Raw genomic sequence first — 14,822 nt, 5'->3', positions numbered from 1 at the left:
CGCCCCCGGCACCATGACATGACGAGAGAAGTTCCATGAGCACGTTGATCAACCCGGCGACCGGGGAGTTCCTGTCCGAGGCGCGTGACACCCCGGTGGCCGGGGTCGCGGCGGCCGTACGGCGGGCCCGTGAGGCCTACCAGGAGTGGAGCGGGGCGACCGCGGCCGAGCGGGCCAGGGTGCTGCTGCGTTTCGCCGACCTGGTCGAGGCCGACGCCCAGGAACTCACCCGGCTTGAGGTCGGCGAGACGGGCAAGCCCGCCTCGGTCTTCCGCGAGGGTGAACTGCCCTTCGCCGTGGACAACCTGCGCTTCTTCGCCGGAGCCGCGCGCTCGCTTGAGGGAACCGGGGCCGGGGTGCTCAGCCCCGGCTACACCTCGGTGCTGGTGCGCCGTCCCGTCGGCGTCGTCGGGGCGATCGCGCCGTGGAACTTCCCGCTGGTGATGGCGGTGTGGAAGCTCGGCCCCGCGCTCGCCGCGGGCAACGCGGTGGTCGTCAAGCCCGCGCCGCGCACGCCGGGCACCACGCTGCGGCTGGCCGAGCTGTTCGCCGGGGCGGGAGCGCCCGACGGGCTGCTCCAGGTCGTCCTCGGTGGCGCGGAGGTGGGCCAGGCGCTGGTCGCCGACCCCGGCGTGGACCTGGTGAGCGTCACCGGCTCGACCGAGACGGGCCGCGCCGTGATGCGCGGTGCGGCGGTCCTCCCCAAGCAGGTCCACCTGGAACTCGGCGGCAAGGCGCCCGCGCTGGTCTTCGGTGACGCCGACCTGGCCGACATGGCCAGGGGGGTCGCGATGGGCGCGACCTACAACACCGGCCAGGACTGCACCGCCGCGACCCGCGTCTACATCGCCCGCGAGGTGTACGGCCAGGCCGTCGAGGCGCTGCGCGCGACGCTTGAGGGGATCAGGACGGGAGACCCGTGGGACCCGGCGACCGACATCGGCCCGCTGATCTCCGGTGAGCACCGCGAACGGGTGCACGGCTTCGTCGAGCGGGCGGTCGCCGCGGGCGCCTCGGTGGCGCTGGGTGGCGTCCCGGAGGAGGGGCCGGGCTTCTACTACCCGCCCACGCTGGTCACGGGAGTGACACAGGACAGTGAGATCGCCCAAGAAGAGCTTTTCGGACCGGTCCTTCTGGCTCTACCGTTTGACGACGAGGACGAGGCGGTACGGCTGGCCAACGACACCAGGTACGGTTTAGCCTCTTCGGTCTGGTCCACGGACGTGGCGCGGGCACTACGCGTCTCCCATCGACTCGACGTGGGTGTGACCTGGGTGAACGACCATCTGCCCATCGCGTCGGAGGCCCCGCACGGCGGGGTCAAGGGCAGTGGCTTCGGCAAGGACATGAGTCAGGAGGCGGTCCAGGCGTACTCGGTTACGCGCCATTTGATGATCAAGCACCAGGTTCCGGAGGCGAGAGAATCCTTCCGGCCCTCGTGAGGTTTGTCGCCAAATATCCCTTTTGTGGGGATTTAGCGGCACATACTCCATTCGAAGTGACATAAAGGATGTGCTCAAATTGCTACCGCCGTATCCAAAACCGGCGAGGGGTTACGTAGGCCAGTGATGACACAAGACCGCCGCAACCACCGTGAGTCAGCGGTGGGCAGTCGCTTCCTGCCCTCGAACTGGCGCGTGCGTCCCCGTCTGGTCGCGCTGATCCTGCTCCCCACGGCCGCGGCGGTGGTGCTGAGTGGACTCCAGCTCACCAACTCGCTGACCGGCGCCACCGAATACCGCAAGAACGCCGAGGTCGCCTCGCTCATCGAGCAGCTCACCGACCTGTCCTACGAGATGGCCGACGAGCGTGATCTCACCGCCTGGTACATCGCCGACCGGCGCAGGCAGGCGCGCCTGGCCAGGGTCAAGGACATGCAGGGCCGGGTCGACCTGACCCGTACGAAGGTGCTCACCGCGATCGACGCCCTGGGCGACGACCAGGAGCCGCGCATCGTCGCCGAGGTCGCCCAGGTCCGCAACTGGCTCAACGGTCTGTTCAGCCTGAGAAAGGCTCTCACCAGCGGCGACGTGCTTCCTCGTGCCGCCCTCGGCATGTACACGCGCATGATCGCCGACTTCATGACGCTACACGACGATCTGGGCCGCAGCGCCCGTGACCAACGTCTGGTCGGTGACGTCCTCGCGCTCGGCGCCCTCACCCAGGCAAGAGAGCAGGTCGCGAGGCAGCGCGGCATTCTGCTCGTCGCCCGCATCGAGGGCCGGTTCGACTTCGACGACCCCGCCGACTTCCTGGGCGCCTACAAGGGCCAGCTCAACGCGATGGCCACCTTCCGGTCCACCGCGTCGACGACGGACATCAAGCGTCTGAACGACGTGCTCACCGACCCGAAGATCTCCAAGGCCGACGCCATGCGCGCCCTGGTCATCTCCCGGATGCGCGAGAACCTGGGCCTGCCCAGGGAGATGGGCATGAACGCCTGGTACGAGGCCTCCTCGGCCCTCGTCGACGGACTGAACGCCGTCGAGCGAAGCCTGGCCGCCTCGGTCACCTCCCGAAGCCAGGAACTGCAGGCCGCCGAGGAGCAGAACGCCATCGTCACCGGTGCGACGATCCTGGTCCTGCTGATCATGATCCTGCTCGTCACCGCCTGGGTGGCGGGAACGCTGGTCAGGCCGCTGCGCCAGCTGCGCAGCGAGGCCCTGGAGGTGGCGGGCAACCGGCTGCCGGAGACCGTCCGCGTGCTGCGGGAGACCGGTGAGGCCGATCCGAGCGTGGAGGTCTCCCCCATCGACGTGGACTCCCGCGACGAGATCGGGGAAGTCGCCCGGGCCTTCGACGAGATCCACCGCGAGGCCATCCGCCTGGCGGGCGACGAGGCCAGGCTGCGTAACAACGTCAACGCGATGTTCATCAACCTCTCCCGGCGCACCCAGTCGCTCGTGGAACGGCAGATCGACCTCATCGACGACCTGGAGCAGGGCGAGCAGGACGACGCCCAGCTGGCCAGCCTCTTCAAGCTGGACCACCTGGCCACCCGCATGCGCCGTAACTCCGAGAACCTCCTGGTCCTCGCGGGTCAGGAGCAGAGCCGCAGGTGGAGTGAGCCGGTTCCGCTGAGCGACGTCGTGCGAGCCTCCCTGTCGGAGGTCGAGAACTACGAACGCGTCGGCCTGCGGGTCGAGGCGGGTACCATGATCGTTGGCTCCGCCGTCAACGACATCGTCCACCTGATCGCGGAGCTCGTCGAGAACGCCATCTTCTTCTCGCCGCAGGACACCAAGATCATGGTGAGCGGCAACGCCAACGAGACGGGGGCCATCATCCTGGCGGTCACCGACTCGGGAATCGGCATGAGCGACGAGGAGCTGGCCGAGGCCAACCGTCGTCTGGCCGAGCCCCCCGCGGTCGACCTGTCGGTCTCCCGCAGAATGGGCCTGTTCGTGGTCGGCCGGCTGGCCATGCGTCACGGTATCCGGGTCCAGCTGCGCCGTCCCGAGACCGGCGGCCTGAGCGCCGTCGTGCTGCTTCCCCCGCAGGTCGTCGCCCAGTCGCCGCTCATGCCGCAGCTGGCCATGGCCGGTCAGAACGGCCCCTCGGCCCTGTCCGGCAACGACCCGTTCAGCGGGGTGCCCAGCTCCGACCCGTTCGGGAGCGTTCCCTCGATGGGCGCCGTCAGGCAGGCCCCGCCCGCCCAGCCGTCCCTGCCGGTCCCGCCCACTCCGGAGCCCTCGATCCCGCAGAACCCGGCCCCCTCGGTCGCGGACCTGTGGTCGGCGCCGGTCGTCTCCGCGGCGGCGGTCGAGGACCTGTGGGCCTCGCCGCTCACCCCGTCCCCGCCGTCCTTCCCGCCGGCGCATCCGTCGTTCCCGGCGGGGGACCCGTCCTTCCCCACGGCGCAGCCGCCGCGTCAGTCGGAGTCGTCCTTCCTGGCCGAGCCGTCCTTCCCCGCGGCGCCGCCGTCCTTCCCGGCCGAGCCCTCGTTCCCGGCCGCCCACCCCTCCTTCCCCGCCGACTCGTCGTTCTCCACGACGCAGTCGCCGTTCCCGGGAGGCGAACCACCGAGGGGCGGGCAGCCGCCCGCATGGCCGGAGATGCCGCCGGTCGACCCGTGGACGCCGCCCAGGCGCGAGGTTCCGGACCACACCCAGGCCCTGCCCGCGGTCGAGGTGTCGCCGACGGAGCCCGAGCCCGAGGAGTTCCTGCCGATCTTCGCGGCGGTAGGATCGGACTGGTTCCGCAACACCTCCGCCGAGCTCGTGGCCGACCCCGAGGCCGAAGCCGAGCCCGCGGAGGAGGAAAGGCAGGAGACGCCCTCACCGGAGCGGTCGCTCCAGGAGGAGTCGCCCGTGCTGCCCATCAGGCGGCCGGGGCGCCAGGGACCGCCTCCTTCGGAGGAGCAGCCGGAGAGGCAGCCGTGGAGTTCCCCGTCCGACCAGGGATGGGCCGCGGCCGAGGTCGCGAAGAAGCCCGTCGAGGGCGGTGTAACCGGTTCGGGCCTGCCGAAGCGGGTGCCGAAGGCCAACCTCGTGCCCGGAACGGCCGCCCCGGCCCCGAGCACTCCGGTGGCCCCGCTGCCCCCGATATCGGCGGAGCGGGTGCGTAGTCGTCTGTCCAGTTTCCAGCAAGGCATACGGCAGGGCCGCGCCGAGATGATCGAGCGGTTGAACGCCGCTGAGGGAGAGAACCAGTGAACCACCAACTCAGTCAGGCCGCCCGAGGCTTCAATTGGCTGATCACCGAGTTCGTCAAGGAGATGCCCGGTGTGGCCCACGCGGTGATCGTCTCCGCGGACGGTCTTCCGCTGGCCTACTCGCAGGGCTTCCCGAAGGACCGCGCCGACCAGCTCGCCGCGATCACGGCCGGTCTGATCAGCCTGACCCAGGGAGCCTCCCGGGTCTTCGAGGGCGGTCCCGTCGCGCAGACCGTGATCGAGATGCAGCGGGGCCTCCTGCTGACGATGTCGATCAGCGACGGCTCCGCGCTGGCCGTACTGGCCTCGCCGGACTGTGACATGGGCCTGGTGGCCTACCAGATGACCATGCTGGCTGAGCGCGCGGGGCAGGCGTTGACACCTGCTCTTCGGGCCGAGTTGCAGTCGGCTCAGCGATAGGGAGGTGATATGGACGCACCAGGTTGGCGCCCGGGTGAGGAACCCCCAAGCACGCCTCAGGCCAAGAGCGGACGTAATCGTCTGATTCGTCCGTACGCTGTGACCGGAGGCAGGACGGCGCCCCGCATGCAGCTCGCTCTGGAGGCCCTGGTCTCCTCGGCGACCTTCATGAGCGTGGACACCGCCACGCTCTCCACGGAGTACCAGGCGATCATCTCGTTGTCCCAGCAGGTGCGCTCGGTGGCGGAGTTGTCCGCCCTGCTGCGCATGCCACTGGGCGTGACCCGGGTGCTGATCGCGGACATGGCGACCGAGGGCCTGGTGCAGATCCACCAGCCGTCGCTGGATGCCGGAAAGCCGGATCTCAACTTGCTTGAAAGGGTGCTCAGTGGGCTTCGCAGGCTCTGACGCCGGAATGACGTCAACGAAGATCGTTGTCGCCGGAGGATTCGGTGTCGGCAAGACGACCTTCGTCGGAGCGGTCTCCGAGATCATGCCGCTGACCACGGAAGCGGTTATGACGGAGGCCAGCGCGGAGGTCGACGACCTCTCGCACATCCCGACCAAGCGGACCACCACGGTGGCCATGGACTTCGGCCGGGTTTCGCTGGACCGGGACCTGATCCTGTACCTGTTCGGTACGCCGGGTCAGCACCGGTTCTGGTTCATGTGGGACGACCTCGTCAAGGGCGCCATCGGCGCGATCGTGCTGGTCGACACCCGGCGGCTGGCCGACAGCTTCCCGGCGATCGACTACTTCGAGGAGGCGGGGCTGCCGTTCGTCGTCGCCCTCAACGGCTTCGGCGGTACGCACTTACACGGTGAGGAGGAGGTGCGGGAGGCTCTGACGATCTCTCCGCACATCCCCGTCGTACGGACCGACGCCCGTTCGCGGGACGCGGTCAAGTCGACCCTGATCACCCTGGTCGAGCACGTTCTGACGCTTCGCGTCTGATCTTTCTCTCCCGGTGTGGGACCCGCCACGACGGCGGATCCCACACCGGGCCGGCCTCACCGGCGAGCCGGCCCGGTCACACCGGTCCTTCTCTTCCTACTTCTCCGGGCGAACCCAGACTCCGCGCTCGTGCATCAGCTCGATCTGCCTGTCGATCACCTCGGTGCGGAACTCCGTGTGGTTGTACGGCTTGCGGTCGAGGTAGAGGTTCTTCGGGTAGATCGGCTTCTCGTAGATGAGCTGGTACTGCTCGGTCTTGAGGTCCTTGATCCAGTTGTCCCACTGCGCGTTGGCGCGGAACCTGCGCAGGGCCTCGATGTCGATCGTGCCCGAGACCCAGGAGGAGGCGCCGCCGTAGTCGTGGCGCCCGACGATCTGCCCCTTGTAGTCCACGACCATCGAGTGGCCGCCGAAGGTGTCGATTGGGACGTCGGAGTCGGGGGTCAGATAGTAGGTCCCGACGTTGCAGGCGATCAGGTAGCAGTTGTTGTCCAGCGCCCTGGCCTGGTTCTGGATCGCGTAGAGCCCGTTGCCGACGTGCGGGTGCGGGTACGGCCCGCGGTAGATGATCTCCGCGCCGTTCATGGCGAGCCCGCGGGCGTTCTCCGGGTAGGAGGCCTCGTTGGCCATGAGCACGCCGATCCTGCCGATCGCGGTGTCGGCGACGGGGTAGAACGCGTCGAGCGTCTTGCCGTACAGCTCGACCCAGCGGTCCCAGACGTCGTGCGGGGTCACCGAGTGTTCGACGGGCAGCAGCGGGACCGTCTTGTAGTGCGTCATGACGATCGCGCCCTCGGGGTCGATCACCAGGCCGACGTTGAAGAAGCGTCCGGGGAACTCGGGGTGCAGGGCCTTGGCCTGGGCGACGATGTAGGTGTTCCACTGGCGGGCCAGCGCGCCGAGCCGGTCGGTCTCAGGACCGGGCACCTCGATCGCGACCTCCCTGGCGAAGTCCTCGTGGTCGAGGTCGAGGACCTCGTCGTTGAACCCCTGCAGGGCGCCCTCGGGAATCGCGATCAGGCGGACGGGCAGGTCGAGGCTGGACAGCCAGGAGGCGGCCTTGACCAGGTGTTCGATGTGCTCCAGGTTGATCTGGATCTCGTCCCGGTTGCGGACGCCGCGCATGGTGGGAACCAGGCCGACCGCCTGGTATGCCTCGATCATTTCTGTCCTCCGAGCAGGAGAGAGTTGACGTCGAACGGCTTGGGCAGGTAGCCGTACTCAAGCATCAGGTCGGAGACCCGCTGCAGCCGTACGGCGTTGGTCGTGACGGGGAAGCCGGGCAGCTGCATGATCTGCGCGGTCTGAGCGTTGATCTTGGTGTACTGGGGAATCGCCTCGGCGACGGCCTTGCGGTCGTTCGCCGCGACCGTCTGCGCCTTCAGCAGGGCGCGCTGGAAGGCGGCGACGGTCTTGGGGCTCTTGCCCGCGAACTCCGAGGTGACGAAGTAGCCCGCGATCGGGAAGCTGTCCGTGGGGCCGGCCATCGTGTCGGCGAGCTTCACACCGCCGTCGGCGGCGGCCGCGCTCACGAACGGCTCGGGCAGGAAGGCCGCATCCACCTGACCACTCTTGAGGGCCTGCCACATGTTGGGGAAGGGCACCTCGATGAAGTCAATCTTGTCGCGGACGACGTCCAGGCCGTGTACCTTCAGAGTCACGCTGGTCGCCAGCGTGGCGATGTTCTTCTTCGTGTTGACGCCGACCTTCTTGCCCTTGAGGTCCTCGACCTTGGTGACGTTCGAGTTGGGCGCGGTCAACAGGACGAAGGAGCCGGGCGTCGCGACGGTCGCCTCCGCGATCACCTTCAGGTCCGCGACGTTCTGCGCGGAGGCGGTGAAGGCGGAGACGTAGTTGCTGTGCAGCACGTCGAACCCACCGCTGAGCAGCGTGGGGAGTGCGGCCGCGCCACCCTCGATGAGGGAGAACTTGACGTTGAGGCCCTCTTCCTTGAAGAAGCCCCGGCTGATGGCGATCTGAACCGGTGCCACCTCGGGGAGCGGCAGCATACCGATGGTGATGTCGGTCTTCTCCAGGCCGTTCGCCGCGCTCGTTGCGCTTTTCCCGCTGCTGCAGGCGGTGGCGAGAACGGAAAGAGCGACGATGACCAGGCATGCTCGTGTTAGTGGACGGAACCTCATATGTGGCTCCTCGAAGAGGTGAGGGAATGCGGCATGAGTTGGACGTCCCGGAATCGGGGAGAAGAGATCAAGGAGCGATCGTAGATGCTCTCAAATCCAGCAGCAACCCTTAACGTCGGGTTTAGCGACAGTCCATAATTTATGTCCCCATATAGCATGTTTTGTTGCTGTAAGGGGTGATTTACCGGTTTAGTGAAGTGCCTACTTGACGGAATTGAGGCTCCTGTTACGGGGGGTTGCCGGTTTCCGGCCATCCGTATGTAGGGAGTTGACGCCGCCAGATCGGGCGTCGCGACCGTTTCGGGCCACCGGAATGTGTGAGGCTTGACGCTGGTATGGCATTTTCTTTCGTATCCGTACGATATAAAATGGAACGCTCTAGGCATCTGATCCGGATTTACCGGAGTCTCGAAAACCTTTTACACCGATCTTCAAACGGGGCGGTCAAGGGGCGCGGCGACGTTCGCGTGCCCCCATGTCAGAGGCGGACCGGACGGTCGCCGCCCCGCCCGACGCTTCTGAAGGACCCTTCAACACCGGCCCCGTCTCCCGCGTCCCGGGTGGTCGCCCCGGGACACGGGAGAGCTCTCGCGGCGTCTCTCACAGGCCTCTCACAGCGACGACGTCTGCGCGGGACGCACACCGCGCACCAGGCGGCCGACCTCGCCGCGCAGCCGTACGAAGTCGGGGTGCTCCCTGGTGCCGATCTGGTCACGGGGGCCTGGCAGGTCGACCCGGAGGTCACCCACCACCCTGGCCGGGGCCTTGGAGAGCACCACGACGCGGTCACCGACGTAGACGCTCTCGTCGATGTCGTGGGTGATGAGCAGGATGGTCATGTTGTGCAGACCGCGGACCAGCAGGGTCAGGTCCTCCAGGTCCTCACGGGTCTGGGCGTCGACGGACCCGAAGGGCTCGTCCATCAGCAGCAGTTTCGGCCGGTAGGCCAGGGCGCGGGCGATGGAGACACGCTGCTGCATGCCGCCGGACAACTCCCAGGGATACTTGCTCCCGGCCGAGGCCAGGCCCACCTGTTCGAGTGCCTCGGCTGCCGAGAGCGCCCGCTGTTTCCTGCCCTGGCCCTTACGGCGCAGCGGCAGCGAGACGTTGTCGGCGACCGACATCCAGGGGAACAACGAGCGGCTGTAGTCCTGGAAGACCACGGCCAGGTCGTCCGGGATCTGCGCGACGGGGGTGCCGTTGAGCGTGATCCGGCCGCCCGTCGGGCGCAGCAGCCCGGCGATGGAGCGCAGCAGGGTCGACTTGCCGGACCCGGAGGGTCCGACGATGCACACCAGCTCCCCCTCGGCGACGTGCAGGTCGACACCGCCGAGCGCGTTGTGGGCGGAGGGGCCGTTTCCGTAGGTGTGGGTCAGATTGGAGATCTCAAGCACGGAGGTTCCTCAGGTTGTCTGCTTGGCGGCGCGGTGCCAGGACAGGACCCGTCGCTCGGCGGTGAAGAACGCCAGGTTCAGCACGTAACCGAGTAGGCCGAGCACCACGAGGGAGCCCCACAGGCCGGGTGGGTCGAAGGCGCGCTCCGCGTCACGGAGCTGGAAGCCGATCCCGTTGGTACTGCCCACCAGTTCGGAGACGACCATGAGGATCAGGGCAAGGGAGAGGCTGAGCCGCAGGCCCGCGAAGATCTTCGGGGTCGCGGAGGGCAGGATGACCCGCCAGAGCCGTTGCCGGCGAGAGAATCCGAAGACCCTGGCGGTCTCCACGTGCTGGCGGTCCACGTAACGGGCGCCCTCGACGGTGTTGAGCAGCACCGGCCAGACGACGCCGAACACGATCGTGGTCAGCTGCATCGGGGTGCCGATGCTCATCAGCGGGATCAGCAGCGGCAGGAGCATCGGCGGCGGGACCGCCCGTCCGAAGTGGACGAGCGGATCGACGAAACGCGCCAGGACGACCGAGCGGCCCAGCAGCACGCCGAACACGACGCCGACGACCCCGGCGAGGATCCAGCCGGCGAAGAGCCTGGCCAGGCTGGGCGGGAAGTTGTCCAGGGCGGCGTCGCTCAGCCACAGGCGACCGGGGGGACCGGTGAGCCACAGCTCCCGCATCCTGACCGTGATCGTGGTCGGCGGCGGGAAGAAGGGGTTGTCCGCGGCCCGGGTGCCCACCTCCCACAGCACCAGCGCGACGGGAACCGGCCACAGGCGGACCAGGGCACGTCGTACGTTCACGAGGCCACCCCCGCCCGTGCGGTGTGCCAGCGGAACAGTCTCCGCTCGGCCCCGATGAACAGGCTGTTCGTCACGACACCGAGGATTCCCGCCCAGACGGTCGCGGCGATGATGAGCTCAAGGCCGTCGGGGCTGCTGCCCGCCTTGAGGACGTAGGCGCCGATGCCGTCCGAGCCGCCGGCGAGCAACTCGGCGCTGACGGCCAGGATGAGCGCGATGCCGCCCGCGAGCCGTACGCCGGTGGCGATGAACGGCGCGGTGCTCGGCAGTGAGACTCGCCACAGTACGGCCAGCGGCCCGAAGCCGAAGCTGCGCAGGGTCTCCTTGGCCACCGGGTCGACGTCCCGCAGGCCGTACATCGTGTTGATCAGGATCGGCCAGCACGAGGCGTAGAAGATCACGGCGATCTTGAGGTCGAGCCGGTCGGGGAAGAGCAGGATCGCCAGCGGGATGAGGGCGACGGAGGGGATCGGGCGGAGGAACTCGATCAGCGGCCGGGCCGTGGCCTCCAGCCTCGGCAGGCTGCCGAGCAGCAGCCCGAGCGGGACCGTGACGGCGACGGTGAGGAGCAGGCCGAGGGTCCAGGCGAGCATGGTGGCCGCCACGTTGGTCAGGAACTCCCCGTCGACGGCGAGTTCGGCGGTCCTGGTCAGGATCGTCGAGGTCAGCGGCAGGACGTCCGGGTCGATCAGGCCCGCCCTGCCCGCGGTCTCGGCCAGGAGCAGCAGCGCCGTGACCCCGAGCGCGCCGCAGAACACCCTGTTGCGCAACAGGGCCCGACCGCTCACCCGACCTGCTCCGCGTGAGACGTCCGGCTGATGGGTCCGAGGCGCATGAGGTCTCCTTAGGGGGCGATTGGCCGTTCGGGCCTGATCCGCCGGAAGCCGTCATGCGATGGAGATGGTCCAAGAAAGCGCAGGATGAGGGGGCTCCCGGCCGTGCAGCAGCGTAGCGGAGGGGGTGTGCTTAATCGCAAGTATTGGCCAATAGGGGTAAATCGGACAAATATGGACTTTTGATGTCGGGTTTTCGGATGGGCCGGTGGCGAATCGGAGCGTTCCAAACTCTCCGGTCGAAGGGGCGATGACATGTTGTGAAAGAGTGGGCGCCGGGGCGGATATCCCCGTATAAATCTGCTCGGGAGGCCCGGTGGGGGTTGCCCGGTTGTAAGCATCTAGTCCCGATTGCCCATAAGTTGCGACTTATGGGCTATTGGCCGAACTGTTCGGGCTATGCTCCAATAACCCTCGCCCCAAGGATGCATCCGCGTCACGTGAAGATCAGATGCATGACAGGATTCCCCTCCAATCAGACAAACGAGGAGAGGTAGCGGAGGCCAGTGAGGACGGCAATCCCCAGTGAACGCGAATCCGGGCTGGTTGCTGCCCAGGTCTTCGGCGAGACGGAGGCGCAGGAGGACGGCGCCAAGGCGGTGAAGGCCACCAAACGCGGGCGGCGTGACAGCACCCGTGAGAACGGCAGCAGGTTCGCGTTCAGGAACTGGCGCGTGCGGTCGCGACTGATCGCACTCATCGTCATCCCCACGACCGCGGCGATCGTCCTCGGCGGGCTGCGCGTGGTCGCCTCGGTCAACAACGCGGCCGAGTACGAGCAGGTCAGGGTGGTCGCGGAGCTCTCGGCCGACCTGAGCGGCCTGGTGCACGGCCTGCAGCTCGAACGCGACCTGGCCGCGAGATACGTGGCCCAGGGCCGTCTCCGTGGCGCCCGCGCCAAACTCGACGACCAGTACGGCGTCGTCGACAAGATCGTCACGGTCGTGCGCGAACGGCTGCGCACCGCCGCGGCCGGTGACTTCGCCTCCCGGGAGCGGGAGGACATCGCGCAGATGAGCACCCGCCTCGACGAGCTCGCCAACGTGCGCAAGACCGTCGTCGGCAGCGCGCTGCCCGCCCAGCCCGTCATCCAGACCTACTCCCAGACGATCGGCGACCTGCTCGCGCTCCACGAGAAGATCGTCCAGGTCGACGCCGACCAGTCCCTCAGCAGCAGCGCGGCGGCCTTCGCCGCCCTGGCCAGGGCCAAGGAACAGGCCTCAAGAGAGCGGGCCGAACTCGCCGTCGCCCTCGCCAACAGGCAGTTCAGCACCGAGGGCCTCGACGAGTTCATCGTCGCCCGCGCCCAGCGCGACAGCGAACTGGCCGCCTTCAGGGGCGAGGCCTCGCTGGACCAGCGCCAGTTCTACGACGACACCGTCAGTGGCCAGAAGGTCGACCGAGCCGAGTTCATCCGCCTCAGGTCCCTCGTCCTGGCCACCGCCAACGCCCCCCTCGTCGGCGTCAGCGCGACCGGCACCGGCGCGGGCGACCAGACCCAGTGGTTCGACGCCTCCAGCGTCATCATCGACAAGATGCGCACGGTCGAGAAGGCCGTCGCCGACTCGGTCATCACGCAGAGCCGCACCCTCCAGGAGGCCGAGCAGCAGGGCGCGGTGATCGCCGGAGGCGCCAGCGGCCTGCTGCTCCTGCTGGTCCTCATCGTCACCACGATCATGGCGCGCTCGCTGGTCAGGCCGCTGCGCAGGCTCCGCACCGAGGCCCTGTCCGTCGCCGAGCAGCGCCTGCCGGAGACCGTCCAGTCGCTGCGCGAGAGCGGCGACGCCGACTCGGTCAAGGTCCAGCCCATCGGCGTCAACTCCGACGACGAGATAGGTGAGGTCGCGCGCGCCTTCGACGAGGTCCACCGCGAGGCCGTACGGCTCGCGGGCCAGGAGGCCACGCTGCGCAGCAACGTCAACGCGATGTTCGTCAACCTCTCCCGCCGCAGCCAGACCCTGGTCGAACGCCAGCTGTCCCTGATCGAGAGCCTGGAGCAGGGCGAACAGGACGAGCACCGTCTCGGCAACCTGTTCCGCCTCGACCACCTCGCCACCCGCATGCGCCGCAACAGCGAGAACCTGCTGGTCCTCGCGGGCCAGGAACCCGCCCGCAGGTGGAGCCAGCCGATCCCGCTCATCGACGTCGTGCGCGCCTCGCTGTCCGAGGTCGAGAACTACGAGCGGGTGGCCCTGCACCTGTCGGCGGGCGTCTCCGTCGTCGGCACCTCCGTCAACGACGTCGTGCACCTCATCGCCGAGCTGGTGGAGAACGCGATCTCCTTCTCTCCCAAGGAGACGAAGGTCGTCGTGTCCAGCAACCGGATCGACGGCGGTGGCGTGATGGTCTCGGTCGCCGACGTCGGCATCGGCATGACCGCCGACGAGCTCACCCAGGCGAACTGGCGTCTGGCCAACCCGCCCGTGGTCGACGTCTCGGTCTCCCGCAGAATGGGCCTGTTCGTGGTCGGCCGCCTGGCCCTGCGCCACGGCATCCGCGTCCAGCTCAGGCAGCAGGACAGCGGCGGCCTGACCGCCATGGTGCTGATCCCGGAGAACCTGCTCTCCGACGCGGACTCCCGTCAGGCGCCGGTCACCAACGGCGGCGGCGACTGGTCGGCGGCCATGGGCCCGCAGGAGCGGGCGGTGATGGACCGCCCGCCGCTGCTGGCCAGCCCGACCCTCGACCCCACCCAGTCGGCCTTCACCTCCTTCGACGTCACCCAGAGCCCCTTCGACCAGTTCGACGTACGGCAGCAGCTCGCCTCCTTCGAGGCGCCGAACAGCCCCGCCGGAATCGACCACTTCAGCCAGTCGCCCTTCGACAGCGTGTGGTCCGGCCAGGTGCCGCAGCAGGGAGGCGGCCCGAGCTGGTCGAACCTCTCCTCGGACGCGACCGGCTGGTCCGGCTCCCCGCGCCCGGGTGAGCCCGGCGGGCCGGGAGGCTGGCCGATCGCCTCCCAGCCGGACACGAGCGTGTGGCCGGACGCGCCCGCGCGCGGCGACTCGGGCATCTGGAGCAGCACCCCCGCCAAGGAGAACGACGGCTCCTGGCCCGGCCCGCCCGGCCAGAACGGACGTCTCTTCGACAGCAGCGTGTTCGAGCCCTCGGACAACACGGGCCCGCTGCCCGTCGTTCCCGAACCCTCGCTCATGGAGGAGGCGAAGGAGGAGTTCCTGCCGATCTTCGCCGCCGTCGAGTCCGACTGGTTCAAGAAGGTCGAGCCCACTCCCGAGAAGCCGGAGAAGGTGGAGGAGCCCGGGGCCGTCGTCCCGCCCCCCGTGGCCCCGCCCTCAGACGTCTGGTCCTCGCCCGCCGACGCGGGCTGGCAGGCGGCGCGGGCGGCCAGTGAGCCGACCCTCGGCGGGATGACCGGAGCCGGGCTGCCCAAGCGGGTGCCCAAGGCGAACCTGGTTCCCGGTACGGCCGCGCCCGGCTCGGCCGCGGCCCCCCAGACCCCCGCGTTCAGGCCTTCCGTCTCCCCTGAAGCGGTACGCAACCGCCTGGCGAGCTTCCAGCAAGGAGTACGGCAGGGCCGCGCGGTCGCCAGGGGCGAAGTCGGTGAGGGACAGCCCTATCCCGACTTCAGCCGTGACGTTGAAGGAAACGAGGAAGACCGGTGAGCGA

At 68.5% G+C, this 14,822-nt stretch carries 11 protein-coding genes; 6 read left to right on the top strand and 5 right to left on the bottom strand.

Features of this window, described 5'->3' with window-relative positions:
- Window positions 1–35 precede the first annotated feature (35 nt).
- The 5 genes from ABZ470_RS03710 to ABZ470_RS03690 all read left to right on the top strand — a co-directional run bounded on the left by ABZ470_RS03710 (window position 36) and on the right by ABZ470_RS03690 (window position 6,029).
- Complete coding sequence (locus ABZ470_RS03710; protein WP_352009544.1) at window positions 36–1,442, top strand: aldehyde dehydrogenase family protein; 1,407 nt, start codon at window positions 36–38, stop codon at window positions 1,440–1,442.
- Between the two features lie 126 nt (window positions 1,443–1,568).
- A complete protein-coding gene (locus ABZ470_RS03705) occupies window positions 1,569–4,655 on the top strand; it encodes a nitrate- and nitrite sensing domain-containing protein (protein ID WP_362909745.1) in 3,087 nt (1,028 codons plus the stop codon).
- On the top strand, window positions 4,652–5,074 hold the full coding sequence (locus ABZ470_RS03700) for a roadblock/LC7 domain-containing protein (RefSeq protein ID WP_184713289.1): 423 nt from the start codon (window positions 4,652–4,654) through the stop codon (window positions 5,072–5,074). Before ABZ470_RS03705 ends, ABZ470_RS03700 begins: the two co-directional genes overlap by 4 nt.
- A 9-nt stretch (window positions 5,075–5,083) precedes the next feature.
- Window positions 5,084–5,482, top strand: coding sequence for a DUF742 domain-containing protein (locus ABZ470_RS03695; protein ID WP_352009542.1), 399 nt, complete (start codon window positions 5,084–5,086; stop codon window positions 5,480–5,482).
- 7 nt (window positions 5,483–5,489) lie between these two features.
- Window positions 5,490–6,029 carry an ATP/GTP-binding protein gene (locus ABZ470_RS03690; protein WP_184713291.1) on the top strand — a complete coding sequence of 180 codons (540 nt, stop codon included), beginning with the start codon at window positions 5,490–5,492 and terminating at the stop codon, window positions 6,027–6,029.
- Between the two features lie 96 nt (window positions 6,030–6,125).
- Here ABZ470_RS03690 and ABZ470_RS03685 read toward each other — a convergent pair whose 3' ends face one another.
- From ABZ470_RS03685 to ABZ470_RS03665, 5 genes are all read right to left on the bottom strand, one after another.
- Window positions 6,126–7,193, bottom strand: a complete 1,068-nt coding sequence (locus ABZ470_RS03685) for a nitrilase-related carbon-nitrogen hydrolase (RefSeq protein ID WP_352009541.1) — start codon at window positions 7,191–7,193, stop codon at window positions 6,126–6,128.
- Window positions 7,190–8,170: an ABC transporter substrate-binding protein gene (locus ABZ470_RS03680; RefSeq protein ID WP_352009540.1), complete on the bottom strand. Its 981-nt coding sequence runs from the start codon at window positions 8,168–8,170 to the stop codon at window positions 7,190–7,192. The genes ABZ470_RS03685 and ABZ470_RS03680 overlap by 4 nt, the downstream gene beginning before the upstream one ends.
- Before the next feature lie 611 nt (window positions 8,171–8,781).
- Window positions 8,782–9,564: an ABC transporter ATP-binding protein gene (locus ABZ470_RS03675; protein WP_352009539.1), complete on the bottom strand. Its 783-nt coding sequence runs from the start codon at window positions 9,562–9,564 to the stop codon at window positions 8,782–8,784.
- Between the two features lie 9 nt (window positions 9,565–9,573).
- A complete protein-coding gene (locus tag ABZ470_RS03670) occupies window positions 9,574–10,362 on the bottom strand; it encodes an ABC transporter permease subunit (protein ID WP_362909742.1) in 789 nt (262 codons plus the stop codon).
- Entirely contained in the window at window positions 10,359–11,150 is a 792-nt protein-coding gene (locus tag ABZ470_RS03665; protein ID WP_352009537.1) for an ABC transporter permease subunit, read from the bottom strand. The genes ABZ470_RS03670 and ABZ470_RS03665 overlap by 4 nt, the downstream gene beginning before the upstream one ends.
- Window positions 11,151–11,701: 551 nt before the next feature.
- Between ABZ470_RS03665 and ABZ470_RS03660 the strand changes: the two genes are divergently transcribed.
- Entirely contained in the window at window positions 11,702–14,818 is a 3,117-nt protein-coding gene (locus ABZ470_RS03660) for a nitrate- and nitrite sensing domain-containing protein (RefSeq protein WP_362909740.1), read from the top strand.
- The last annotated feature ends 4 nt before the right edge of the window (window positions 14,819–14,822 follow it).

Source organism: Streptosporangium sp. NPDC020072, assembly GCF_040631445.1.
GTDB lineage: Bacteria > Actinomycetota > Actinomycetes > Streptosporangiales > Streptosporangiaceae > Streptosporangium.
The sequence above is the reverse complement of the archived record's forward strand: the minus strand, read 5'-3'. Positions and strand labels throughout refer to the sequence as shown.